The organism is Mannheimia pernigra (assembly GCF_013377995.1).
GTDB lineage: Bacteria > Pseudomonadota > Gammaproteobacteria > Enterobacterales > Pasteurellaceae > Mannheimia > Mannheimia pernigra.
On sequence record NZ_CP055305.1, the window covers coordinates 2,021,485 to 2,046,530 of the forward strand.

General features: G+C 43.5%; 6 protein-coding genes, 2 tRNA genes and 3 rRNA genes. 1 reads left to right on the forward strand and 10 read right to left on the reverse strand.

Translation table 11 applies throughout. The annotated features are described in order from the left end of the window. Positions 1-121: 121 nt before the first annotated feature. The 4 genes from HV560_RS09655 to HV560_RS09670 all read right to left on the reverse strand — a co-directional run bounded on the left by HV560_RS09655 (position 122) and on the right by HV560_RS09670 (position 15,725). Entirely contained in the window at positions 122-13,102 is a 12,981-nt protein-coding gene (locus tag HV560_RS09655; RefSeq protein WP_176812749.1) for a YadA-like family protein, read from the reverse strand. Positions 13,103-13,227: 125 nt separating this feature from the next. Beyond that, a complete protein-coding gene (locus HV560_RS09660; RefSeq protein WP_176809048.1) occupies positions 13,228-13,719 on the reverse strand; it encodes a SprT family zinc-dependent metalloprotease in 492 nt (163 codons plus the stop codon). Continuing rightward, entirely contained in the window at positions 13,712-14,416 is a 705-nt protein-coding gene (locus tag HV560_RS09665) for a ribonuclease T2 family protein (protein ID WP_176812750.1), read from the reverse strand. Before HV560_RS09665 ends, HV560_RS09660 begins: the two co-directional genes overlap by 8 nt. 52 nt (positions 14,417-14,468) lie before the next feature. Next, positions 14,469-15,725: a DUF2254 domain-containing protein gene (locus HV560_RS09670; protein WP_176808861.1), complete on the reverse strand. Its 1,257-nt coding sequence runs from the start codon at positions 15,723-15,725 to the stop codon at positions 14,469-14,471. Positions 15,726-15,962: 237 nt separating this feature from the next. Between HV560_RS09670 and metK the strand changes: the two genes are divergently transcribed. Further along, the gene (gene metK, locus HV560_RS09675) at positions 15,963-17,114 is read left to right on the forward strand and encodes a methionine adenosyltransferase (protein ID WP_176808862.1); all 1,152 of its coding nucleotides are present in this window, start codon (positions 15,963-15,965) and stop codon (positions 17,112-17,114) included. Between the two features lie 170 nt (positions 17,115-17,284). Here the strand turns inward: metK and rrf are convergent. The 6 genes from rrf to recD form a co-directional block, all read right to left on the reverse strand. Beyond that, positions 17,285-17,400: ribosomal RNA gene (gene rrf, locus HV560_RS09680) — 5S ribosomal RNA — on the reverse strand. A gap of 176 nt (positions 17,401-17,576) precedes the next feature. After that, positions 17,577-20,477, reverse strand: a 23S ribosomal RNA gene (locus HV560_RS09685). A gap of 321 nt (positions 20,478-20,798) precedes the next feature. Next, a tRNA-Ala gene (locus HV560_RS09690) sits at positions 20,799-20,874 on the reverse strand. Between the two features lie 79 nt (positions 20,875-20,953). Then, positions 20,954-21,030 (reverse strand) — tRNA-Ile (locus HV560_RS09695). A gap of 106 nt (positions 21,031-21,136) precedes the next feature. Further along, positions 21,137-22,677: ribosomal RNA gene (locus HV560_RS09700) — 16S ribosomal RNA — on the reverse strand. The 16S, 23S and 5S rRNA genes sit together here with 2 tRNA genes alongside, the layout of an rRNA operon. 356 nt (positions 22,678-23,033) lie before the next feature. Beyond that, on the reverse strand, positions 23,034-25,001 hold the full coding sequence (recD, locus tag HV560_RS09705; RefSeq protein ID WP_176812751.1) for an exodeoxyribonuclease V subunit alpha: 1,968 nt from the start codon (positions 24,999-25,001) through the stop codon (positions 23,034-23,036). Positions 25,002-25,046 lie beyond the last annotated feature (45 nt).

The window sequence follows — 25,046 nt, forward strand, 5'->3', positions numbered from 1 at the left end:
CAATTTTTTTGCAAATGGTCATTCATTTTCAACGTGATGACAAACAGAAAACAAAAAAGTTGAGTGTATTACACACTCAACTTTATTATTTATTGGAAAGGTTTAATATCACCTAGCTAAATTACCATTGGTAACCTACACCAACACCACCAGACAAGCTTCCTTCGCTGGTTGCAGTACCTTGTAATTTCAAGATAAGTTTACTATTATCACTTGCCTTTGAATAACCTACAGAGACTGCTGTTGCACCATCGTAAGTACCGCCTGCTGCGGCAATCATTGATTTACCAGGAAGATAAACTTGCGGTAGAGCAGATGATGCTGCTGCACTCGCACCTATACCCCGTACACGTCGATCAATTTTATCTACTTTACGACTTAGATTACCGATGTCATTTTTCACTTGATTTAACTGGTTTACATTCACTGCATCTGTGCCTTTCAGACCTGGAGCAACATTTGTAATGCGTGTTTGAGCATTCTTAGCACCACTAATCTTCACTTCATTTACACCATCTTGTGCAACAGATGAACTGATAGTAGTATTGCCTACTTTCACGCTGTCAAATTCAGGAGTACTTGAAGTGGCAAGTTCAATTGTTGAGTCTTTACGTGAAACAACCATATTTTTACCGCCAGAAACCGTTACTTTCCCCTTATTTTTTACCTTTTTAGATCCCTGTTCTGAATCTTTAGCCGTATTGCCTGCAACAGTTAGATCCCAACCGATATTATCTAATTCACTCTGTAATTGACCACCGTTTACTGCATCTTTGCTACCTGCACGAATCTCACCATCTTTCACGTTAGTGATCTTCTTACTACCTGCGTCAATACCAGATTTTTTCACAGTTGGTCCACCTTTAATAGTTAAACCTTCTTTATCTAACTTAGAATCACCAATGGTCAGTGAACCTTCTGCGGTTAAATCAATTTTTTTGTTTAAGGTTAGTTTGTACTCTTTAGCTCCTGTTTCATTAGTAGTTGTATTATCCACCAATAAGTTAGTATCTTGGCTAGTTACTGACTCTTCTTTCTTAAGCTGATTTTTAGTAGCTTCAGACAAAGCAACTTTGTAGTCGTTAGTTTTTACGCCATTTTCATCACTTTCTACTGTATGTGTAACTACAATACCATCACCTTGAGTAACCTTTGAGCTATCTGCATGCACGGTATAAACAGCTTGGCCATCAGCACCCTTTTCGTTTTTAACAATCACATTTTTGCCTTCAGCAATTTGCGTAGTCGCACCACCTATGGCTTTCTTTAGCTGAGCCACATTCACTGCATCAGTCTCGTTAACACCTTCTTGAACATTCTTAATGGTATTACCACCATTATCCAAACCATTTTTAGTGAGTTTGACTGGTTTGCCTGCTGCACCATTATTAATGCTGATGCCAGTGTTATCCATCACCGTGTTACCTGTGGTGACGGTGGTGAATTTAACATTCTCTTTGGTGGCAAAGGTGAAGTTGGCTCCCTCTTGCTTCACGCTTAGGTTGTCGCCTGCTTTATAGGTAACTGTCTCACCTGATTTAATGAGTGTGTTGGCTTTAGCACCCAACTGCTGACCTGTACCCTCTACGCCTGACGTGGCCACAAAGCCTGTGTTATTCACCACATCGGTTAATGTTTGAGCGGTCACAAAGCTGTTTTGTGCGTGGGTGTCATTGGTTGGGGCAACCACTTTACCTGCATTCGTTAAGGTGATGTTATCAGCCTCTGGATTGTCGGTATTGGTTTTATTCAAACCTGCTTTATTCACCTGCACTTTATAGACAGGGTTGGCTATATTGGCATTATCTACCGACACCGTTGTAGTGTCACTATCGATCAAGCCAGTCACCGTGTTGGTATCAATCGCCGCTTTATTGACTTTAAGCTTACCATCTTCCACCTTGATGGTGTCATCATCAACCTTCACATCATACTGAATCTTAGAGGTTTTACCATCAGTGGTGACTGTTGCGGTGGTGACATTACCGTCAACAAAGTTGACTTTGTTACCATGGTTGATGGCATCAATGTCAGTGTCATTGTTTTGGATTGTCCACCCTGCGTTTAATACATCGCCCACAGTGGCGGCGTTGCTTAGCTTGCTTGCCAGATTGTCAGGGCTGTTGGCAACAGGTTGGGCATCGTGGGTGTTGGTTACTGCCACCAGATTGCTTGCCACATTTTTTAGTGCCATTGGGGCGGTGGTACTGCCTTGGGCATTGTTTAGGCTAGCAACAACATTGGTTACTGGTTGAACATTTGTTGTTGGTCTGCCTTGAGCATCAAACACCGTACCTGCTGGATAGAATTTGCCATCGATAGATTTGACCAGTTTATTGCCGTTTTCATCGGTATAAACCACTGGGGTTTGAGCGCTTTCTACCGTGCTTTGAGCATTAACTTCGATGGTGATTTCACGCACACCACCTTCGGTCTTGCCTTTAACCACAGCACCATTGATGCCTGTGAATTTGACTTCTTGGGCGTTTGTGACCGTGTCTTTATAGCCATCTTGAGCAGAAACCACAAAGCCTAAGTTTTTCAAATCGCCCACGGTAGCCACATTGCCGTTTTGGCTGTTGTCAAGATTGAGCAAGGTTGCATTTGGTGCAACGCCTGTCCCTGTGGTGGCAATCGTTTGGGTATTGGCACCATTAGCCACATTGGTGATTTTGTTGTTACCGTTATCTAGACCTGTATTGGTCAAGCTAACAGGGTTGTTATTATTGACAGGCGTAATGACCACACCTGCACCGTTTACGACCGTTTTGTTTCCTGCATTGTCAGTAAAGCTTGCACTGCTAAGACCTGTTAAATCCTTAGCCAGTTTGACGGTCAAGGTGTCTTGGTTGGCAGTTACGCCAATGTTGTTGTCGGACAACGCCCCTGTATTGCCCCCTTTGACAGCGATGGTTTCGCCAAGCTTACGCTCAAAGTTACCCACATCGCCTGCAAAAGTCAAAGGCTTGTAAGCTTGCATTGCCACTTGATTGATGGCTTCATTGACATTATTGACATTCTGATTGTTTACGCTGATTGGCTCATTGGTCAATGTAATGTTACCAACCGATACGCTATTATTAGCAATATTGACATTACCGCCAATTTTTGCAGTCGCAAACTCCACATCGTCTTTGGTGGCAATGCTGACTTGTCCGCCTGTTTGGGTAATGGCAATGTTTTTGCCTGCATCAATCGCAATTGCTTTTCCTGCACCAATCAATTCGTTGCTGGTGCCTTTGACCACCCCTTCACTGGCTGAAGTGGTTAGGGTAAAGCCTGCTTTGTTAATGGCGGTAGCAATATCGCCTGCATTGACCAGTTTGCCTGCGTCATTGATACTATTGATTGTAACAGCACCTGTGGGGGTCGTGGCAAGCGTGGTGGTATTGGCGGTAACTTTGCCACCTTCTACCTTGATGGTCGTGCCATCGGTATTGACCGACAAATTAAACTCATTGCCTTTTCCTGCTTGAGCTTGAGGGGTAACGCTGATAGAGCCGTCTTTTGATACCACCGTCTCGGTAGAGGCATTTTGGGCATTGGTAATCTGCGTATTTAGAGCATTGACCGCATTGTTTAGGTCGCCTGCATTGACCGCATTGTAGGCGTTATTTACATCTTTAATATCGCCTGCACTGGCAACATTGACAAGCTGTGTACCGCCTTGCATCGTCATTGTGCCATTTTGAAGTGTGGCAGGAGTGGCAGAATTTGCACCAACGGTCAATACATTGCCTTGACTGCTCAATGTAGTGTCGCCAATTTTGACCGTCTTAAATTCTACATCGTCTTTGGTGGCAAAAGTAAAATTGGCACCGTCTTGTTTGACATCTAGGTTGTTGCCTGCCAAATAAGTAACTTTTTGACCTGCTTTGATGAGCGTATCGGCTTGGGTGCCTGACTGCGTGCCTGTGCCTGTATTGCCTGATGTTACCACAAACCCTGCATTGTTAATGGCATTGACCACATTGTCAACCGTGGCAAGCTTGTTGCCATCGTTTGGAGTTGAGTTTACAACGCCTTGATTGCCTGCTGTCATCGTACCTGTATTGGCTTTGATTGCTCCTGTGGCTGGGTCTTTGACAATGGTATTGTCATCAGTTTTAACATCAATCGCACCTGTTTGGGTATTTACCGTCAAGCTATTGCCTGTGTTTACCGCAACATCAAAAGTGGTCGCTTGGGTAACTGGGTCGGTTGCTTGAGTTACTGTTAGCGTTTTGTTGGTTGATGTAACATTTTCTTTTGAGCCTGCAAACTTGGTGTTTAACTGCTTAACATTCACTGCGTCGGTATCGTCTTTACCATCTGCAATATTGGTAATTTTGTTACCGCCGTTATTCAACCCAGTATTGGTTAGACTGACATTACCGCCTTTAATATTAACGCCTGTAACAGTGATAGTATCGGCAAGATTGTGAACAATGTTGTTGCCTTGCTTGCTAACTACGATATTGTTGTCGGTGTTACTTAAATCAACGCTTTCGCCTGCCTTGACCAGTGATTTGTCATTGCCTGTGTTTACTGACAAATTAAAGCCAGAATTGTTAATGGCGGTAGCAATATCGCCTGCATTGACCAGTTTTTTGGCGTCATCGTTTTGTGGGGTTAGCACTTTGCCTTGGCTGATAGGGTCTTGGGTAAGCGTGGTGGTATTGGCGGTAACTTTGCCACCTTCTACCTTGATAGTCGTGTTGTCGGTTTCAACATCAAACTGCACGTTACTTGTTACACCATCAGAGGTAACCAAAGCGGTGGTGCCTTTGCCATTAACGAAATTAACTTTGTTACCATGGTTGATGGCATCAATGTCAGTGTCATTGTTTTGGATTGTCCAACCTGCGTTTAATACATCGCCCACGGTGGCAGCGTTACTTAGTTTGCTTGCCAGATTGTCAGGGCTGTTGGCAGCAGGTTGGGCATCGTCGACATTATTGACTGCCACAAGGTTGCTTGCCACATTTTTTAGTGTCATTGGGGCGGTGGTGTTGCCTTTGGCGTTGTTTAGGCTGGCAACAACATTGGTTACTGGTTGAACATTTGCACTAGCCCCTGTTGGTCTGCCTTGAGCATCAAACACCGTACCTGCTGGATAGAAGTTGCCATCGATAGATTTGACCAGTTTGTTGCCATTTTCATCGGTATAGACCACAGGAGTTTGAGCGCTTTCTACCGTGCTTTGAGCATTAACTTCGATGGTGATTTCACGCACATCACCTTGAGTCTTGCCTTTAACCACAGCACCATTGATGCCCGTGAATTTGACTTCTTGGGCGTTTTTGACCGTGTCTTTGTAGCCGTCTTGAGCAGAAACCACAAAGCCTAAGTTTTTCAAATCGCCCACGGTAACTGCATTGCCGTCTTGGCTATTGTTGTCTGGCAAGTTAAGCAAAGTAGATTGCGGTTGTGCAACGCCTGTCCCTGTGGTGTTAATCGTTTGGGTATTGGCACCATTAGCCACATTGGTGATTTTGTTGCCACCGTTGCTAAGACCATTGGCGGTTAAGGTCACAGGGTTATTTGCGTTGTGAGGCGTGCTGACAATAACGCCTGAACCTGTAATGGCAGCTTGATTGCCTGCACCATCGCTAAAGCTGGCTGACTTTAAACTCACATCATCTTTGGTTGCTACCGTGATTTTGTTGCCGTCTCGTGTGATGGCGATGTTTTGACCATCTACGAAGTTGACGCTACCACCATTATTGATTTTTTGACCATCTTGCTCATAGTTGGCATTTAGGGTAAAGCCTGAGTTGTTGATGGCATCAACAATATCGCCTGCTTTGACCAGTTTGTCAGGGTCAGCAGGGTCATACACTCTGCCTGTCTTACTGCTGGTCAGCGAAGTAGTAGCAACAGCATTGTTGATCACATTTGCCACATTTTGGGCGGTAGCAAAGGCATCGCCTTTATTGTCGGCAGTGACTGTATTATCAGCATTGGTGGTTAAGGTGGCTTTGGTGACATTAAAGGTAATGTTATTACCTTGGCGCTGGGCCGTTGTACCTGTGCCATTGGCAAAGTTGACTACGCCATCGTTTTTAATTTGGACTTCGCTTACACCATTGACTTGCGTTTTAAAGCTCTGCATGGCGGTATCAGCTTTTGTCAGGCTTTGTTTAGTCGCGTCATCAAGTTCAATGGCGATTTGAGCACCATCATTTGTATCGACTTTGCTAAGTTTAATGCCTTTATCAGCTTTAAAATCTACCTTATTGCCTGATTTGATAAATTTATCAGTAGTAGTGCCAGTTGCCATGCCTGTACCTTGGCTAATTGCAAGGTTAAATCCTGCACTATTCGCCACCGCTTGCAAATCACCGACATTGACCGCATTGCCAAGTTGGTCGCCTTTGGCTTCGTTGACTTTTTTGGCAATCGCTTGTTTTTCGTCATCGGTAGGTGCTTGTGGATTTTGATAAGTACTACCTACACCACTTTGTAGATTGATAATAGGCATATTTGCCATATCAATACCATCTTTATTGATAGCAATGTTTTGTAGCTTGTTGGTTATCGGGTCGTAACTAACAGGCACGATAAGATTTTGCACGCCTGCGTTTTTGGCAAGCAAGTCTTGAGTGCTGACGGTGTTAAAATCCACATCGTCTTTGGTAGCAAAGGTAAACTTACCACCCTCTTGGGCTACGGTTAGGTTTTTGCCCGCTTCTAGGGTAACGGTATTGCTTGGCTTGATAAGTTGATTGGCAAAAGGATTAGCACCATCTGCTATGTTGCCTGCACCGATTACATTAAAGCCAGAGTTGTTAATCGCATTAGCCACATTAGTAACGGTCGCTACTTTATTTTCATCGCCTATAGTTGGGGTAACTTTACCTGTATTATTGGCAGCGATTGTACCTGTATTGGCTTTGATTGCTCCTGTGGCTAGATCTTTGACAATGGTATTGTCATCAGTTTTAACAGCAACAGTATAAGTGGTGCTGCCATCAGTATTTTTCTTATCAGTTACCAATACGCCTTGATCGCCTTCCACCTTAGTGGTTGCAGCTTTTTGAGCAGCATCTAACTGTGATTTATTGACAGCATCAGTTGGGTTTTCACCTGCTTTGACATTGGTGATTTTGGTAGGATCGCCATTTTCGTTGCTAACTTTTATGTTGCCATTGTCATTTTGGATCTTAGGACCCTTTTCATCAAATTGAACTGATGTAAAGATTGGGGTCTTGGTGGTGGCAAACTCAAAGGTCTTACCAGTACGCTTGACAGTTAGGTTATCACCTGCAACAAACTCAACTTCATCACCTGCTTTGATAGACTCAGCAGTATCTTGGTCGCCATTAGCCTTATTACCACCCGATTTAGCTTTCCAAGCAGCGTTATTGATGGCATTAACGACATCGCTTGCTTTAGCCAATGCATTGCCATCTGCTGGAGTATCGACCCTTCCATCATTGTTGGCATATGTGATTGTGGTGGTGTTGGCTGTTAGCTTATCGCCTTCTACTTTGATGGTAGTGCCATCGACATTGACATCAAAGGTAATGTCATCATTTTTGTTGGTTGCAGTGGTTACATTACCATTTACAAAGTTAATGACTTTATTGTCTTTGTCAATGGTATCAACTGTTGTACTATTCACCGCTGTGGTAAAGCTTTGGACGGCTGTGTCTGCTTTTTTCAGGCTGTCTTTAACACCTTGAGCTAAACCAACCGTATATTCAGTATTGCCATTTATTTCATTACCTGGGTTTACAGTTACAAAGGCTGTATCACCTGATACAACAGACGATGTTTTTTCGCTATCAGTGATGGCGGTTGCAATGTTGCCTGCGGTCATGAGTTTATTTTTATCTGTTTCAGTCACAGTCACATTACCACGAGCAACCTGTGGTGTTGTCGTCTCTACGCTGACGGTGTAAGTGGTGCCGTTGGCGTTAGGAGTCCCAGGGGTGACTGTTACAGGTCCATTACCTACAACTGTAGTCTTAGCAGCATCTAACTGTGATTTATTGACAGCATCAGCTGGGTTTTCACCTGCTTTGACATTGGTGATTTTGTCTCCGCCAACATCAAGACCATTTAGCGTTGAGGTTAAAGTGGTGGTATTACCATTACCGATGACAAGGCTATTGGTGGCGGTAACGGTTGTAAATTCTGGGCTTTCAGCGATTTTGACAATCAAGCCGTCATTGGTCGCTTCCACATAGGTGTTTTTGTCGCTTACCGAGCCAGTAGCGCCACCTTTGATGACAAGCTGACTACCCAAATCACGGTGTACATTGAACGCATTGTTATTGCCAGTAAAGTTCAAGCCTTCTTGGGTCAAAGTATTGGCGGTGTTTGCCAAAGTCTCACCTGTAACCAATGCTGAACCAGTAGTAGCAGTAAAGGTTGGCTTTGTGTTGTCGGTTACATTGCCAGTAGCAGTAACAGCGGTGGTGATGGCTTTTAATTTTCCATCTGCAGCCTTGTTAATGGTTGTGTCATCGGTATTGACCTTCAAATCAAGCGTGCTGGTGGTGTCTTCTGTCTTAGAGGTGATGACAACCGTTTTATCTGATGAAGTGAAATTAACCGTATCGCCCCAGTGTATGTTCTCTACTGGCATGCTGTTTGCTTGTAGCTTCCAATGCCCTGTATTGATGGTATTGTGCAACTGACTGCCGTTAATCGCATCGGTACTGGTAGCCGATATCTCACCAGCCGCCACATTCTGAATACGGCGTTCTGCACCACTTGCACCCACCGACACCGCACCTACCGCCTTTTTGCCCACAAAGTCGCTGTATGTTATGCCGTTTACGATGGCATTATTTACCGTCCCTTTTGCACCGCCGGTGGTGGTGTCGCCCTCGGCATCGCTGTTAAGTTGATGGTTCTTGCCTTGATCAGCACGCACGCTACTGTCATCACCCAGATAGACAGAGTTAGAAACAGTACCTCCAATTTTGGTATAGTTACCTTTATTATTAATGCTGCTACCCAGTACATAAGTATTTGAGCTGGTAATAATATTGTTATTACCAATCACATGGGAACCAGAAACAGTAACTTGTTCAGTTAAATTTGTAGGTTCCTGGATAGAACCATCATTTCTATAAGTCGTGATTGCACCAATTTGGTTATTGTTACCAAATGCACCCACATTATTAGAGGTTGCACCGACGATATTATTAATACCGCTTGTATAAGATTTTCCACCTTTTACAACAGAATTTGCACCAAACGCCCCTGAATAACTCCCTTCTACAACGCTTCTTGGACCGATCGCTATGCTATAAGTTTCTGTAGCTTTTGTTACATTACCAATGGCGATTGACGTGTTTCCAGTAGCTTGAGAATAGGCACCTAATGCAGTTGCTCCCCCATTAGCAGTAGTACCATAACCAATAGCATTAGCTTGATTACCCAAAGCCTTAGCATCACCACCAAATGCCGTAGCGTTTTTATCAGCTGTGGCCCTAAAACCAAAAGCAGAAGCTTGCAAGCCAGTTGTTTTAGCCGAAGCACCAAATACACTACTTTCTTGCTCAGCTATGGCTTCATAGCCCACTGCTGTAGAATATTTAACACTGGCTTTTGCACCACGACCTGCCGCCAATGAATGTTGCCCTAAGGCACCGCCTGCAGTTTTAATGTCGCCATAGTTGGTAGTTGCATCGCCTGCTTCTTGATTTGTATGATCATTATAATGGAAATAAGTATTGACATCAGCACCACCAACTTCCGCATACAGCTGACCTTCGCCATTTATCTTAATGGTCTTATCATCAACTTTGACAGATACGGTAGATATGGTTGAGCCGTTGGGTTGTTGTTGGTCATCTACTTTGATACCAAGGCCTTCTTGAACTTTGGCCGCAGCTGCTATATCAGTAATCATAGCATAGGCATTATATAGCTGACTGCCATTGACGGCATCGGTGCTTTGTCCACTAAGTTCACCTGCTGCCACATTTTGGATACGACGCTCCGCACCACTGGCACCCACAGAAACCACACCCACGGCATCATTGCCCGCAAAAGGCCCTCTAAGCTCTTGAGCACCAGAGATACCAACGATTAGCTGTGGCTTAAGTGCACCAACACCAGCTGTGGTGGTGTTACCAACTTGATCGCTATTAGGCAGATAGTTCAAGCCTGTGGTGGCACGTGCAGTGCTGTTATCTCCCAGATAAACGGAGTTAGCAACAGTATCGCCAACTTTAGTATATTTGTTTTTACTATTAATACCACTACCTAGCACATAAGTATTTGGGCTGGTAATAATGTTATAATTACCAATCACACGAGAACCTGAAGCATCAACTTCGCTAGTTAATTCTACAGGCTCTTTGAGCGTACCATCAGTATCAAAAGTGGTCATTGCACCAATTTGGTTATTGTTACCAAATGCACCCACATTATTAGAGGTTGCACCGACGACATTATTAATACCGCTTGTATAAGATTTTTCACTTTTTACAACAGAATTTGAACCAAATATCCCTGAATTAGCCCCTTCTACAGTACTTCTTGAGCCAACCACTGTGCTATATATTTTTTTAGCGTTTGTTACACTACCAATCGCGATTGCCCCATAGCCATTAGCATTAGTGTAATTACCTAATGCTGTTGCCCCATCACCATCAGCAACAGTAGCATAACCAATAGAAACTGTTTGAGCACCCGAAGCATTACTATCACTGCCAAATGCAGCAGCGGCGTTGCCAGTAGCATTAGCCCTAATACCAAAAGCAGAGGATTGTAAACCAGTTGCTTTGGCCGAAGCACCAAAAGCACTACCCTCTTGAGCAGCTATGGCTTCATAACCAACAGCTGTAGATTCTTTAACACTGGCTTTTGCATTTACACCTGCGGCCAATGACTTACTACCCACAGCACCGCCTTTGGATTTGATACTGCCCTTGTTAGTATCAGGATCACCCGCTTCTTGAGTATCTGTACCATCATTGACATGGAAGTAAGTAGGGGTACCTGCCACCGCTTTTAATTGTGCCACATTGACCGCATCAGAGTCGGCACTCCCTGCGGCCACATTGATGATTTGGCGAGTGGTTTCATCTGTTGCACCTACCGACACTGCACCATTTTCAGTGCCTTTGACGGTTGCCAAAATCTCTGCGTTATCTGCTTCGGTATTGGTTGGCGAATACACGCTGTTTTGGGCAGCATTCGGTGTGGTGCTGGCGGTGGTTGCACCTTCTGGCAGTCCAGCACGATCAGCAACCGACTGACTGCCTAGTGCCACCGCACCTTGTTTTCTTGCTTGAGCATTTGAACCAACCGCCGTGCTCTCTTGTGCATAAACTTGTGCTGCTGTACCGATGGCAGTACCAGATTCGCCGAAAAATGAAACATGAGCACCCGCACCCAATGCGGTGCCAGCTGTAGCACCGAAGGCTACTTCTGCCCTTTCACCCAAAGCGGTGGCACTTCTGGCATATGCATGTGTATGAGTCCCTAAAGCGGTGGAGTACAAGCTCCCCGCTTCTGAGTCTACACCAAAGGCAATGCTACTCTCGCCGTAGGCCATGGACTCAAAACCCAATGCCATTGCACCTTGTTTTTGAGCGATTGCAGAGTGGCCTAACGCAATGCTGTCGTCTCCAAGGCTTGATGAATGCCCACCAACAGCAATGCTTCTGAACCCAGATTTAACTTTTTGAGTATTGTCTCTTTTTAGCTTTTTAAACTCTTCGGCGGCTTTTTCAGCAGCAATAGTCAAAATCTCTATTTTTTCCGCTTGAGTAAGCTCATGTTCAACTTCCGCCTTGTTTCGTTTTTTTAGTTCCTCCAAATAAGCTAAATCTTGAAGCTCTTGAGTTATTAAGAGTCGGTTACCCGTTAAGCTCTCCCTATAATAATCATCAGTACCTGCTCTAGCAGATGAACCAATGGCAATGGCGTTTGCATCAGCAAGGTTATAGTTATCATCTTTATCTTTAGATTGTATCGCTTGGGCATTATCACCGATAGCGATATTGCGATGAGTGGCTTTTGTCCCAGAATTACCAATAGTGATACCAGGCTGTTTTCTATTATCCTCTATAGTGCGAATCTTCTCATCACCAAACTGCAAGCTAGACAAGCCCTTCACATGCGAGTTGAGTTCCACTGAGACGGTGTTGTTGGCAGCATCAAGGGTGGTGGTGATGTTATTTGTATTTTCACGTTCTTTGTTGATTTTATCTTTGGCTGGGTCTAGTTCTATAGCAGTGTCTTTACCCTTAATTCCTAGCACACGATTAGGCATAATTTTGGCGGTGGCTTTGTCAGTGGCAGGGTTGTCAGCAGACACATCTTTATCGGCAAAGTATTTGGCGGCCGTGGCTTTTAACTGTGCCACATTCACCGCATCAGAGTCGGCACTCCCTGCGGCCACATTGATGATTTGACGGGTTGTGTTGGTATTACCTACTGATACCGCACCATTGTTTGTGCCTTTGACGGTTGCCAAAATCTCTGCGTTATCTTCTGTGGTATCAGTTGGCGAATATACGCTGTTTTGAGCGGCATCAGCTGTAGTACTGGCAGTCAACCCTACAACAGTCAACCCTACACGATCAGCAACCGAACCACTGCCTAGTGCCACCGCCCCGATTTGCGAGGCTTCGGCTCTACGCCCCATAGCGATGCCATTTGTAGCATTTTCTACTTTTGCAGAAGTACCCAAAGCAATAGCGTATTCTGAATTTATAGACTTGGCATTATTCCCTATAGCGGTGGCATTAGCGGAGTTTGTTACAGCAGTTTCATTGCCAATCGCCACAGAATTAATAGAATTAGATCTTAATGTTGCGGACTTACCGATTGCTATAGAGTTAGCAATTCTATCTTCCACCAGAGTACTTTCTCCGCCACAGATTACATTATTACCACCTTCTTGGCTATAGTAACAATGATATATGGTATTGCCTTCATCATCCCTAGTACTGAGTTTATTGCCTCTTTCTTCGGCTGCTTGTACTACCCCTGCCAGTCCCAATGCTACTACCAGTAGCGACAAGCGAAACACCGCAGGGCGAAATATCTTGGTGCGTAAACTGCCCTTGCCGTGTCCACGGGCAAACTCGGAGACGGCGGTCATCGTACCTGTGGCTTTGTTAAAGACGATTTTGTAAATGTGGTTCATATTTCCTCTAAGTGTATCAGTAACTTAATAATTTAAAGCCATCACCCTGATAGAGTGATAGCAACACATTAAAATTATTACTAAATTAGTGAGTGAAATCGAACATATTTACGATTCTTTACACATCATTTGCCCACAAAACGCAGGGGTGTTTTGCATAAACGACAAATATAGCTTCGTGTATTACGTATAGTCGCATTGTGTCTGCGAATAGAAAGTAGGTGAATTTGGCAACCACATTGGTAAGTAAATTGCTGTTGCACACTTTGAGTATTAAAGCGGTGATAAATCTCTGCCTGCACACCAAGCACGGTTTCCATCATCATTTTCCACTCTTTTCCGTGTGGTTGAACACGCCCAAATTGTTGATAAACTAAAATATGAGCAAGTTCATGTGGCACCACTTGAGGAATAAATAGTTGTGCATTTTCTTGTAATAATACAGGATTAAAACGGACTTCATTTCGTTCAAGATACGCAACGCCTGCTTTTACCCCACGCACATTGTAATGAATGGTTGGTTGGATAAATCTTTTCTCAAAGTAGATATTCGCACGTTCTAAATCACGCACTAATTGGCGTTGCACTTGCATTTTTAATTGGCGTAAATCAACCATTAGGGCAATCCATTGGCTGCCATTGCTTGTTATAGCAGATGTAAAGTTCATCTTTGCCACCGCCTAAGTAAATCTCTCTTAATTGTGGGTTTTGTGCTTTTACCCATTTGAATAAATCTGATTTTGGCGTCGCAAAATTCGGTAAATTTAATGCGTTGAAAAGCGTTTTCTGCTTTTCAAAATAAGCCCTTGCATCATGAAAGGCACAAGCTCCATGCTTTTCCCATTCACCTTGTAAAAGGGTTGCCGCAGGCGATTCTGGCAAATAGTGTTTGATCGTATTTTCTGCAACCATAGGTAAATCACCTTGACAGTAGCGAGGGTGTTCGTCAATTGCATGAGCCTTCGCACTTTGTGGCCATAATCCGTGAATGACCCAACCAAATGACTTGGTGCCGTCACATTGATATTTAAAATGTGGCAATACTTTGCCATTATTGTTACGTTTTTGCCTTTGGCAAAACCCTGGCGACCAAGAAAGGGCTAATAAATAATAATCGGTTTCCACAAGGTTTTGCTTCAAGCGGTCATTTTTCATCTGTATATCGTAATTACCTAATGAGGAGGTTTGCGATATTGTATGTTGTGTTTCGGGGCGATGTATTGTTTTGGGCTTTTTATCTGGTTGAGTAAAAAGCAGAGTGGCAGCACCCAAAATAGCCAATATGGTGAAAAAAAGTATTTTTTTATTATTCATTGTAATCTCAATCCGTTTTAAGCATTTGATACAAATACACAATCGCCTGTTTTTAATTGAAGTACTTTGTTTTGTTAAATAGTGTGAGATGTTTTTGCCGTAAAAGATCGTAATCTTCCTTAAAGGTTAAATATGTTTCGGCACGTTTTAGATAATTTTCAGCCGCAATGATCGCAGCCTCCCGTAGCTCTATTTCAGGTGCATTACGCCAAATACTTGCCAGTACTTTTTGTAACGTTATTCCTACTTCCATTATTGCTCCGCCATCACGAGCGATAGGCGAAAAACTGTGTGAAATAATCTTTCCAATATTGAGATCTACGATAGATAAGCGGTCATAATGCTTGCGCTGTGGGTGATTATTTGTATGTGGTGTCACGAGGAGTTTCATCATATGCATCATCACTTTAATCGTGGTGCCAGGATCATTTGCAGAGGGGGGTAACGCCCTCTGAGCAACTTCGCTTAACACAATAATGCCCCACAATGGATCTTGGTCAAATCCACGATCTTTATCAAGAATAAAACATTCACGAATGGTATTTGCTTTATCACTGACACAATCAATTTTAGCGAGAAGTGTATCAGGCATAATTAATTCACCTGGTCGAATCGCAATATGAATATAGGTCGAAAGTTGTTGAGCTATTTTTTGTAATTGTGCAAAGTCAATATGCGTTAAATAGCCTGTATCTTGAGCATAAATAGATTCCGCTTGTAAGCCTAAAGTGCCTTTCCAAGTCGCCCCTAAAGAGGGATCTGCTCGATAATTTTGTAAACTTTTTTCACTAGAATCATATATTTTATCAATAGTATTCCCTAAACGCCCTAGATGAGAGAGCACATAAATCCATTTAATTAACGTGAAAATAACATAGCTTAACACTGCGAGGGTTGTGATAAATAAGACAAATCGTCCATTTTGCCCAAAAAATTCCATTCCTAATGCAGTCTTTGCAATAATTGAATAAATAAAAGCAGAGATAAAACTTGAAACCGCTCTCCTACTGGTTTTGTCATCAATCACTAAATTTGTGGCTCTTGGCGTTGCACCATTTGCGGCTGAACTAAATGCAGATACCATTATAGAAAGTGAAAATGTACTCACTGCAAACATGGTTGAAGCAATCACATTTAATAAACTTTCTAACGTGCTTAATTCAATTTTCGGAAAAATTTCAGGCGGGAAAAATAAGTTTGATAATTTGGCGACAAAAGCAAATAAAATCGCCCAAAAAACAGATAGAATAGTTGAAATCCATAAACGATTGCTCGGCTGTTTTAAATAAAGTAACACTCGATAGAACATAAAGACCCCTGAATAATTTCTTATCTTAATAAGCGGTTTGATTTTAACAAAATTTTGTCAATAAAAATATGAGGCTAAAACTAAATAGTGAAATTCTGTTTGCCTAAAATACTGAAAAAATCTATTATAGCCGTCTAGACGGAAAAACATCTAAACAATTAAACGAGCGGTTACATTTGCTCATTTTTGACTAAAAATGACCGCTTGTGAGGATTAAAATCAATATGAGGAATAACAATGGCAATTAATTTATTTACTTCTGAATCTGTTTCAGAAGGGCATCCAGATAAAATCGCAGACCAAATTTCAGATGCGGTGTTAGATGAAATTCTAAAACAAGATCCAAAAGCTCGTGTTGCTTGCGAAACGTACGTTAAAACAGGAATGGCATTAGTAGGCGGTGAAATTACCACTTCTGCGTGGGTAGATATTGAAAATTTAACTCGACAAGTTATTTGCGATATTGGTTATACCCATTCAGATATGGGCTTTGATGCTCACTCTTGTGCCGTATTAAACGCAATTGGTAAGCAATCTCCAGACATCAATCAAGGTGTAGATAGAACTGATCCATTAGAACAAGGGGCAGGTGACCAAGGAATTATGTTCGGCTATGCCACAAATGAAACCGAAGTGTTAATGCCAGCTCCTATTACTTATGCTCACCGCTTAATGGAGCAGCAAGCGATCGTTCGTAAATCAGGTAAATTAGACTGGCTACGCCCAGATGCAAAAAGCCAATTAACCTTTGCTTATGAAAACAATAAAATTATTGGCATTGATGCTGTGGTACTTTCTACCCAGCACGCTGAGCATATCTCACAAAAGGAATTAATCGAAGGCGTGATGGAAGAAATCATCAAACCTGTACTTCCAACTGATTGGCTAAATCAACATACCAAATACTTTATTAATCCAACTGGTCGCTTTGTTATTGGTGGACCAATGGGAGATTGTGGATTAACTGGCCGTAAAATTATCGTAGATACCTACGGCGGAGCTGCTCGTCACGGTGGTGGTGCGTTCTCTGGTAAAGATCCATCAAAAGTTGATCGCTCAGCAGCTTATGCTGCACGTTATGTAGCCAAAAACATTGTAGCTGCGGGCTTAGCAGATCGTTGTGAAATCCAGCTTTCTTACGCTATCGGTGTCGCTGATCCAACATCAATTATGGTCGAAACCTTCGGCACAGGCAAAGTCAGCCACGAAACATTAGTTAAATTAATTTATCAACACTTTGATTTACGCCCCTATGGTTTAATCAAAATGTTAGATTTAATCAAACCAATTTATCGTGAAACTGCTGCATACGGGCACTTCGGGCGTGAGCATTTCCCTTGGGAAAAAACAGATAAAGCAGAAATATTAAGATCTGCAGCCAGATTATAGCTCTAAATTTGCATATTCAATCTCTCCCACTCAGACCGCAAGTATTGCTACAAGCGGTCATTTTATTGATATTTTTTGCCATTTTCGCTTTTTGGCTTTTTGGCTTTTTAAAAATAAAAAAAAGCAAAAACCTCAAGCCTATCACTAAGCTTGAGGTCGTTTAAAATAAATCCCGACGATGCCCTACTCTCACATGGCGAATCACCACACTACCATCGGCGTCACTGCGTTTTACTTCTGAGTTCGGTATGGAGTCAGGTAGAACCACAGCACTATGGTCGTCGGGAAAATCTGTTGATTTTCTGTCTTTTCTATTTTTTGTTCTTTAATCTAAAAACAAGCTGTTGATTCTGAGTTTATTTATTTTCTGAGTTTATTTGTTTGTCTGTCTTTTTTGTTTAGTCTTTACGTTACTTCGCTTCGTGCTTTCTTATTTTTTCTATAAAAACACTTGAGCGTTGTATAGTTAAGCCTCTCGGGCAATTAGTACACATTAGCTCAACGTATCGCTACGCTTACACATTGTGCCTATCTACGTCGTAGTCTCCAACAACCCTTACAGTCTTATAGACTGGGAGAACTCATCTCTTGGCAAGTTTCGTGCTTAGATGCTTTCAGCACTTATCTCTTCCGCACGTAGCTACTCGGCAATGCGTCTGGCGACACAACCGAAACACCAGCGGTGCGTCCACTCCGGTCCTCTCGTACTAGGAGCAGCCCCAACCAATTCTCCAACGCCCACGGCAGATAGGGACCGAACTGTCTCACGACGTTCTAAACCCAGCTCGCGTACCACTTTAAATGGCGAACAGCCATACCCTTGGGACCTACTTCAGCCCCAGGATGTGATGAGCCGACATCGAGGTGCCAAACACCGCCGTCGATATGAACTCTTGGGCGGTATCAGCCTGTTATCCCCGGAGTACCTTTTATCCGTTGAGCGATGGCCCTTCCATTCAGAACCACCGGATCACTATGACCTGCTTTCGCACCTGCTCGACTTGTCTGTCTCGCAGTTAAGCTTGCTTCTACCATTGCACTAACCTGACGATGTCCGACCGTCATTAGCAAACCTTCGTGCTCCTCCGTTACTCTTTGGGAGGAGACCGCCCCAGTCAAACTACCCACCAGACACTGTCCGAGTACTCGTTCCGAGTACTTCGTTAGAACATCAAACGTTAAAGGGTGGTATTTCAAGGACGCCTCCAACAACACTAGCGTGTCATCTTCAAAGGCTCCCACCTATCCTACACATCAAAATTCAATGTTCAGTGTCAAGCTATAGTAAAGGTTCACGGGGTCTTTCCGTCTAGCCGCGGGTACACCGCATCTTCACGGCGATTTCAATTTCACTGAGTCTCGGGTGGAGACAGCCTGGCCATCATTATGCCATTCGTGCAGGTCGGAACTTACCCGACAAGGAATTTCGCTACCTTAGGACCGTTATAGTTACGGCCGCCGTTTACTGGGGCTTCGATCAGGAGCTTCTCTTTCGATAACACCATCAATTAACCTTCCAGCACCGGGCAGGCATCACACCCTATACGTCCACTTTCGTGTTTGCAGAGTGCTGTGTTTTTAATAAACAGTTGCAGCCAGCTGGTATCTTCGACCGGTTCAACCTTCATCCGCGAGGGATTACAATCTACGCCGGCGCACCTTCTCCCGAAGTTACGGTGCTATTTTGCCTAGTTCCTTCACCCGAGTTCTCTCAAGCGCCTGAGTATTCTCTACCTGACCACCTGTGTCGGTTTATAGTACGGTTTAGTGTAATCTGACGCTTAGTGGCTTTTCCTGGAAGCGTGGTATCGGTTACTTCAACTCCGTAGAGTCTCGTCATCACTTCTCGTTGTTAATAGAAGACCGGATTTGCCTAATCTTCCCAACTACCTGCTTAAACAGGGTAATCCAACACCCTGATAACCTAACCTTCTCCGTCCCCACATCGCAATTACACCAAGTACGGGAATATTAACCCGTTTCCCATCGACTACGCTTTTCAGCCTCGCCTTAGGGGCCGACTCACCCTGCCCCGATTAACGTTGGACAGGAACCCTTGGTCTTCCGGCGAACGAGTTTTTCACTCGTTTTATCGTTACTTATGTCAGCATTCGCACTTCTGATACGTCCAGCAAGCCTCTCGACTCACCTTCTTCCGCTTACAGAACGCTCCCCTACCCAACAATGTTTCCATTGATGCCGCAGCTTCGGTGACTAGTTTTAGCCCCGTTACATCTTCCGCGCAGGCCGACTCGACTAGTGAGCTATTACGCTTTCTTTAAATGATGGCTGCTTCTAAGCCAACATCCTAGCTGTCTAAGCCTTCCCACTTCGTTTCCCACTTAACTAGTACTTGGGGACCTTAGCTGGCGGTCTGGGTTGTTTCCCTCTCCACGATGAACGTTAGCACCCACCGTGTGTCTCCTATGCATTACTCTTCGGTATTCGCAGTTTGCATCGGGTTGGTAATCCGGGATGGACCCCTAGCCGAAACAGTGCTCTACCCCCGAAGGTATTCACATAAGGCTCTACCTAAATAGATTTCGGGGAGAACCAGCTATCTCCCGGTTTGATTGGCCTTTCACCCCCAGCCACAAGTCATCCGCTAATTTTTCAACATTAGTCGGTTCGGTCCTCCAGTTAGTGTTACCCAACCTTCAACCTGCCCATGGCTAGATCACCGGGTTTCGGGTCTATACCTTGCAACTATACGCCCAGTTAAGACTCGGTTTCCCTACGGCTCCCTTATTCAGTTAACCTTGCTACAAAATATAAGTCGCTGACCCATTATACAAAAGGTACGCAGTCACAGAATAAATCTGCTCCCACTGCTTGTACGCACAAGGTTTCAGGTTCTATTTCACTCCCCTCGCCGGGGTTCTTTTCGCCTTTCCTTCACAGTACTGGTTCACTATCGGTCAATCAGGAGTATTTAGCCTTGGAGGATGGTCCCCCCATCTTCAAACAGGATATCACGTGTCCCGCCCTACTTGTTGTGAGCTTAGTACCACGGAAATATTTTCGAGTACGGGATTATCACCCTCTATGATTGAGCTTCCCAGCTCATTCCTCTAATAAATCCGCTATTACTCACTGGCTCTTTCGCGTTCGCTCGCCGCTACTAACGAAATCTCGGTTGATTTCTTTTCCTCGGGGTACTTAGATGTTTCAGTTCTCCCGGTTTGCTTCACTTGCCTATGTATTCAGCAAGTGATAGTAGATTCTTCATCTACTGGGTTTCCCCATTCGGACATCTTGGATTAAACGCCTCTTATCGACTCATCCAAGCTTTTCGCAGATTAGCACGTCCTTCATCGCCTCTGATTGCCAAGGCATCCACCTTGTGCGCTTAGTCACTTAACTATACAACCTCAAATGTTTTTGTTTTTGTATTTCAATTCAATCAAAGGAAAGAAAAAACAACATAACAACACATTTAAAGTCTGTTTTAAACTAAACACTTAGCTGCTTTTGTTCAGCTAAGATTTTATTACATACTCAGACTTTCTTTCGAAAATCTCTCAGTTTTTCAGCTTGTTTCTAAATTTTTAAAGAACAACGATGATAATGTCTTTCGACTCTCATCATACCTAAATTAACAAGCGGTCTCTTTTTTATTGAATATTGCAAATCTTTGCTCAAATTCAACCGCTTGCTACCTTAGGTATGACGACTCACGATGCTTGGTGGAGATAAGCGGGATCGAACCGCTGACCTCCTGCGTGCAAGGCAGGCGCTCTCCCAGCTGAGCTATATCCCCAGACATCATTGACTTACCACTTCCTTTTAGTTTTCACTCACATTCTGTGCTTTCGCTTTCGCTTACTCACGTCATTGAGTGGTGGGTCTGAGTGGACTTGAACCACCGACCTCACCCTTATCAGGGGTGCGCTCTAACCACCTGAGCTACAGACCCAAAAGGATGTTTCTGTTTATTCTACTTTCTATCAAACAATCTGTGTGAACACTTGCTGTCGTCGCGACGCTAAACTCTCGCCTAGCCTCGCACTTGATTTTTTTGGTAAGGAGGTGATCCAACCGCAGGTTCCCCTACGGTTACCTTGTTACGACTTCACCCCAGTCATGAATCATACCGTGGTAAACGCCCCCCCGAAGGTTAAGCTATCTACTTCTGGTACAACCCACTCCCATGGTGTGACGGGCGGTGTGTACAAGGCCCGGGAACGTATTCACCGCAACATTCTGATTTGCGATTACTAGCGATTCCGACTTCATGGAGTCGAGTTGCAGACTCCAATCCGGACTTAGACGTACTTTGTGAGATTCGCTCACCATCGCTGGCTCGCCGCCCTCTGTATACGCCATTGTAGCACGTGTGTAGCCCTACTCGTAAGGGCCATGATGACTTGACGTCATCCCCACCTTCCTCCGGTTTATCACCGGCAGTCTCCTTTGAGTTCCCACCATAACGTGCTGGCAACAAAGGATAAGGGTTGCGCTCGTTGCGGGACTTAACCCAACATTTCACAACACGAGCTGACGACAGCCATGCAGCACCTGTCTCAGAGCTCCCGAAGGCACTCCCATATCTCTACAGGATTCTCTGGATGTCAAGAGTAGGTAAGGTTCTTCGCGTTGCATCGAATTAAACCACATGCTCCACCGCTTGTGCGGGCCCCCGTCAATTCATTTGAGTTTTAACCTTGCGGCCGTACTCCCCAGGCGGTCGATTTATCACGTTAGCTACGGGCACCAAGCTTAAAGCCCAATCCCCAAATCGACAGCGTTTACAGCGTGGACTACCAGGGTATCTAATCCTGTTTGCTCCCCACGCTTTCGCACATGAGCGTCAGTACATTCCCAAGGGGCTGCCTTCGCCTTCGGTATTCCTCCACATCTCTACGCATTTCACCGCTACACGTGGAATTCTACCCCTCCCTAAAGTACTCTAGACCCCCAGTCTGAAATGCAATTCCCAGGTTAAGCCCGGGGCTTTCACATCTCACTTAAAAGTCCGCCTGCGTGCCCTTTACGCCCAGTTATTCCGATTAACGCTTGCACCCCCCGTATTACCGCGGCTGCTGGCACGGAGTTAGCCGGTGCTTCTTCTGTCGTTAACGTCAATCGCCGATTCTATTAAAATCAACGCCTTCCTCGCGACCGAAAGAACTTTACAACCCGAAGGCCTTCTTCATTCACGCGGCATGGCTGCATCAGGGTTCCCCCCATTGTGCAATATTCCCCACTGCTGCCTCCCGTAGGAGTCTGGACCGTGTCTCAGTTCCAGTGTGGCTGGTCATCCTCTCAGACCAGCTAGAGATCGACGGCTTGGTGAGCCATTACCTCACCAACTACCTAATCTCACTTGGGCTCATCTTATGGCAGGTGGCCCGAAAGTCCCACCCTTTCCTCCTTAGAGATTACGCGGTATTAGCGACCGTTTCCAGTCGTTATCCCCCTCCATAAGCCAGATTCCCAAGCATTACTCACCCGTCCGCCACTCGTCAGCATTAGTACAAGTACTAACCTGCTACCGTTCGACTTGCATGTGTTAAGCCTGCCGCCAGCGTTCAATCTGAGCCATGATCAAACTCTTCAATTAAAAGTTCAATCGCTCAATAAACTGCTTAGCTAAAGTTCACTTCAACTTCTAAACTTAACTTAAGTCAAGAAATCAAAAATAATGAATTTCTAGTTATAAGCACCTATTAAGACTTCAAGTTTTAAAATATTTTTTAAATCAAGTCTATCAACAAGTGCCCACACAGATTGTCTGATAATTTGTTAAAGAACAAAACAAAACGACGCACCGTAATCAACATCTAATCATTCACAACAGTGCGTCGTTGTGTGCCGTGCATTATACGCAAAACAAAATGCCTTGCAACCCCTTTTTTGTAAAAATTTTCAAAAAAATCACCGCTTGCATATTTTTACTACAACTTGCTTATTCTATTATCAAAATCTGTTAATTAATTGTTCTTTTAGTCCACTTTGTCTTTCTGTTTTCGTACCAACACTGTATTTCCATACTTTTTCATTGCCAAATAGCGTAAATTTATCTTTAGCACGGGTAATTGCTGTGTAAATCAATTCTTTAGTTAAGATAGGTGATATGGAAAGTGGCAAAATTAAAATAGTATGTTCAAATTCCGATCCTTGTGATTTATGCACTGTCATTATATAAGCTGCTTCATAATTTGAAATGCGACTTAGCGGTAAGCGATGATATTGGTTGTCTGCTTGTAGTGAATCAAAATAAACGCTTGTCTCTCCATTTTCATCTGGCAGAATAATGCCAATATCGCCACTAGCCATTTTATTTGATGGCATATTTTCGGTAATCATAATCGGTTTGCCGATATAGCGATCCCGACTATGATTAAATTTAACTAATCCAGCTTTTCGCAGCCCCTCCGCAATTGCAATATTCAATCGTTCAACACCCAATTCACTCACACGCAAAGCAGAAAGAAAATGCACTTTTTGAAATTTGTCAAAAATCGTTTTGATACTTATTGATTGCGGCTGCGCTTCTCTTTGTTTAACTGCTTGCAAATAATCACGGTAAAGCTCAATCGCTTTATCAACTATCATTTTTACACTTTTCTCTACCCAGTTTGATTTATCTAACATCTCTTTCGTTTCTGGATAGCGAATATTTTCCAACTTCCCGCTATTTTTATATTCGCTAAAAATATCCCAAGAGCGATTAATTTTTTGCTCATTAACCGCATTTGCTAACTCCCCAATCCATATTTTTTCACCAAATCGGTAGCTGTGTTTTAAATGAGAGAGTGAATCACAAATAGGCAACGCATTACCCGCATTTATCTGATAGCCTGTAACGGCGTTTAAATAATCGCAATGCTTTTGGCTATAACCATATTCTAAGAAAGAACCGAGTTCACCGATAATCGATCCAGCTTCCACCGAGGCGAGCTGATCTTTGTCGCCTAGCATAATCAAACGAGCAGTTGGCTTAAGTGCTTGTACAATTTTTGCCATCATAGATAAATCAATCATTGAAGCTTCATCTAGTACCACCAAATCATAATGCAGAGGGTTTTTCGCATTGAATTTTGTGTTATCTGTTAATGGTCTGGCACCAAGTAAGCGATGAATCGTCATTGCCTCCGTTGGAATGGATTTGATTATGGCAGGCGATAGCTTATTTTCTTCTGCTAACTTACTCTCAATCGACTCTTTCATTCTTGATGCGGCTTTTCCTGTTGGGGCAGCTAAGGCAATTTGTAGAAAAGGGGCATTTTGCTCTAGTTGTTTGAGCTGATGCCCGAGCAATAATTTTACAACTGTGGTCGTTTTACCTGTTCCTGGCCCACCAGAAATCAGGGTGAACTGCTTTTCAAGTGCGGTTGCAATAGCCACTTTTTGCCAATCAATGTCTTGTTGTGGGCTGGTGTGATTGTCAAATAACTGTTGAATGATTTTATTATTTAATACTGTATTGGGTAATTTTTCAGAAAAGTTGACCGCTTGTTGTAGATAAACCGCAACTTGGTGTTCTGCCTGCCAATAACGATAAAAATAAAGCAATCCATTTTGGAAGAGCATAGGAGCAATTTTTTCAGGCGAATCGCTAAAAGCAATATGATCCTTCAAGGTACATTGCCATTCAAGCGGTGAAATTTTTCCAATTTTTTGCAAAATTTTCTCAAGCAAAAGGTGGTATTGAGGCTTTGCGTTGAGTTCAAACAGTGTTGAAAGCGTGAGAGAATTTAATCGCAATGCTGTATGCCCTAGACCAACTTGATATGAGATCAATGCCGCCAACAATAGTGCAAGCTCTCTCTGCTTCTCTGAATAATTATATTGTTTTTGTTTACTCTCAATAAAACAAGCAAATTGGTAGTTTAAATCAGAAATAATCTTCTCTTTTTTTAATTCAAGTAATAAATTCAGCATAATTGAACCATCGTCCTATTAGAATTCTTCTTACAATAATACTAA

Coding starts and splice junctions, on each gene's coding strand:
- HV560_RS09655 (WP_176812749.1), bottom strand. CDS start 13,102: ATGAACCACATTTACAAAATCGTCTTTAACAAAGCCACAGGTACGATG.
- HV560_RS09660 (WP_176809048.1), bottom strand. CDS start 13,719: ATGGTTGATTTACGCCAATTAAAAATGCAAGTGCAACGCCAATTAGTG.
- HV560_RS09665 (WP_176812750.1), bottom strand. CDS start 14,416: ATGAATAATAAAAAAATACTTTTTTTCACCATATTGGCTATTTTGGGT.
- HV560_RS09670 (WP_176808861.1), bottom strand. CDS start 15,725: ATGTTCTATCGAGTGTTACTTTATTTAAAACAGCCGAGCAATCGTTTA.
- metK (WP_176808862.1), top strand. CDS start 15,963: ATGGCAATTAATTTATTTACTTCTGAATCTGTTTCAGAAGGGCATCCA.
- recD (WP_176812751.1), bottom strand. CDS start 25,001: ATGCTGAATTTATTACTTGAATTAAAAAAAGAGAAGATTATTTCTGAT.